1 rRNA gene is annotated in these 3,217 nt (G+C 52.1%); it reads right to left on the minus strand.

Features of this window, described 5'->3' with window-relative positions:
• Nucleotides 1–246 precede the first annotated feature (246 nt).
• Nucleotides 247–3,154: ribosomal RNA gene (locus tag CS369_RS22485) — 23S ribosomal RNA — on the minus strand.
• Nucleotides 3,155–3,217 lie beyond the last annotated feature (63 nt).

Raw genomic sequence — 3,217 nt, forward strand, 5'->3', positions numbered from 1 at the left:
TGAGTTCGGCATGGGGTCAGGTGGGACCACCGCGCTATCGCCGCCAGGCATATTCTGTTTCATCTCACCCGTCCTTTCGGACCAGCAAGACCAATCTGTTAACAAGCTGAATCTCTTCACGAGTTCTGATTATTCGTATCATCCTGATACTCACCCCTTCGGGGCCAGCGCTCTGTGCTGTTCAAAACCGTTCCAGACGATTTTGTCTCTTTCTCTCAATCAACACCAAAACACCTTCGGCGTTGTAAGGTTAAGCCTCACAGGTCATTAGTACTGGTTAGCTCAATGCATCGCTGCACTTACACACCCAGCCTATCTACGTCGTCGTCTTCAACGGCCTTTCAGTGTCCTCAAAGGGACAAGGGAGAACTCATCTCGGGGCAAGTTTCGTGCTTAGATGCTTTCAGCACTTATCTCTTCCGCACGTAGCTACCGGGCAATGCCATTGGCATGACAACCCGAACACCAGTGGTGCGTTCACTCTGGTCCTCTCGTACTAGGAGCAACCCCCCTCAATTCTCCAACGCCCACGGCAGATAGGGACCGAACTGTCTCACGACGTTCTAAACCCAGCTCGCGTACCACTTTAAATGGCGAACAGCCATACCCTTGGGACCTACTTCAGCCCCAGGATGTGATGAGCCGACATCGAGGTGCCAAACACCGCCGTCGATATGAACTCTTGGGCGGTATCAGCCTGTTATCCCCGGAGTACCTTTTATCCGTTGAGCGATGGCCCTTCCATTCAGAACCACCGGATCACTAAGACCTACTTTCGTACCTGCTCGAGCCGTCACTCTCGCAGTCAAGCTAGCTTATGCCTTTGCACTAACCTCCTGATGTCCGACCAGGATTAGCTAACCTTCGTGCTCCTCCGTTACTCTTTGGGAGGAGACCGCCCCAGTCAAACTACCCACCAGACACTGTCCCCAGCCCCGATCAGGGGCCCAGGTTAGAACATCAAACATTAAAGGGTGGTATTTCAAGGTTGGCTCCATGCAGACTGGCGTCCACACTTCAAAGCCTCCCACCTATCCTACACATCAAGGCTCAAGGTTCAGTGTCAAGCTATAGTAAAGGTTCACGGGGTCTTTCCGTCTTGCCGCGGGTACACTGCATCTTCACAGCGAGTTCAATTTCACTGAGTCTCGGGTGGAGACAGCCTGGCCATCATTACGCCATTCGTGCAGGTCGGAACTTACCCGACAAGGAATTTCGCTACCTTAGGACCGTTATAGTTACGGCCGCCGTTTACTGGGGCTTCGATCAAGAGCTTCTCCTTACGGATAACCCCATCAATTAACCTTCCAGCACCGGGCAGGCGTCACACCGTATACGTCCACTTTCGTGTTTGCACAGTGCTGTGTTTTTATTAAACAGTTGCAGCCAGCTGGTATCTGCGACTGCGCAAAGCTTCAGGAGTAAATCCCTACACCTCGCACAGCGTGCCTTCTCCCGAAGTTACGGCACTATTTTGCCTAGTTCCTTCACCCGAGTTCTCTCAAGCGCCTTGGTATTCTCTACCTGACCACCTGTGTCGGTTTGGGGTACGATTCAATGTTACCTGATGCTTAGAGGCTTTTCCTGGAAGCTGGGCATCTGTCACTTCAGTACCGTAGTACCTCGTCATCACGCCTCAGTGTTAACAGCGACCCGGATTTACCAAAGTCACCCACCTACACGCTTAAACCGGGACAACCGTCGCCCGGATGACATAGCCTTCTCCGTCCCCCCTTCGCAGTAACACCAAGTACAGGAATATTAACCTGTTTCCCATCGACTACGCCTTTCGGCCTCGCCTTAGGGGTCGACTCACCCTGCCCCGATTAACGTTGGACAGGAACCCTTGGTCTTCCGGCGAGCGGGCTTTTCACCCGCTTTATCGTTACTTATGTCAGCATTCGCACTTCTGATACCTCCAGCAAACCTCACAGTTCACCTTCAACGGCTTACAGAACGCTCCCCTACCCAACAACACCTAAGTGTCGCTGCCGCAGCTTCGGTGCATGGTTTAGCCCCGTTACATCTTCCGCGCAGGCCGACTCGACCAGTGAGCTATTACGCTTTCTTTAAATGATGGCTGCTTCTAAGTCAACATCCTGGCTGTCTATGCCTTCCCACATCGTTTCCCACTTAACCATGACTTTGGGACCTTAGCTGGCGGTCTGGGTTGTTTCCCTCTTCACGACGAACGTTAGCACCCGCCGTGTGTCTCCCGTGATAACATTCTTCGGTATTCGTAGTTTGCATCGGGTTGGTAAGTCGGGATGACCCCCTAGCCGAAACAGAGCTCTACCCCCGAAGATGAATTCACGAGGCGCTACCTAAATAGCTTTCGGGGAGAACCAGCTATCTCCCGGTTTGATTGGCCTTTCACCCCCAGCCACAAGTCATCCGCTAATTTTTCAACATTAGTCGGTTCGGTCCTCCAGTTAGTGTTACCCAACCTTCAACCTGCCCATGGCTAGATCACCGGGTTTCGGGTCTATACCCTGCAACTTAACGCCCAGTTAAGACTCGGTTTCCCTGCGGCTCCCCTATGCGGTTAACCTTGCTACAGAATATAAGTCGCTGACCCATTATACAAAAGGTACGCAGTCACACCCCTAAGGATGCTCCCACTGCTTGTACGTACACGGTTTTAGGTTCTATTTCACTCCCCTCGCCGGGGTTCTTTTCGCCTTTCCCTCACGGTACTGGTTCACTATCGGTCAGTCAGGAGTATTTAGCCTTGGAGGATGGTCCCCCCATATTCAGACAGGATAACACGTGTCCCGCCCTACTCATCGAGCTCACAACCTGTGCGTCTTCGTGTACGGGACTATCACCCTTTACTGTGCGACTTTCCAGACGCTTCCACTGACACACAAGCTGATTCAGACTCTGGGCTCTTCCCCGTTCGCTCGCCGCTACTGGGGGAATCTCGGTTGATTTCTTTTCCTCGGGGTACTGAGATGTTTCAGTTCCCCCGGTTCGCCTCATGCCACTATGTATTCATGACATGATAGTGCAACGAATTGCACTGGGTTTCCCCATTCGGGTATCGTCGGTTGTAACGCTTCATATCAGCTTGCCGACGCTTTTCGCAGATTAGCACGCCCTTCATCGCCTCTGACTGCCTAGGCATCCATCGTGTACGCTTATTCACTTAACCTCACAACCCGAAAATGTTTCGGGTGTGAAAGCTTAAGAGAATCACAATATTGGTGCTATTTAT

The sequence above is a fragment of the Candidatus Symbiopectobacterium sp. 'North America' genome (genome assembly GCF_015762685.1).
In the GTDB taxonomy this organism is placed as follows: domain Bacteria; phylum Pseudomonadota; class Gammaproteobacteria; order Enterobacterales; family Enterobacteriaceae; genus Symbiopectobacterium.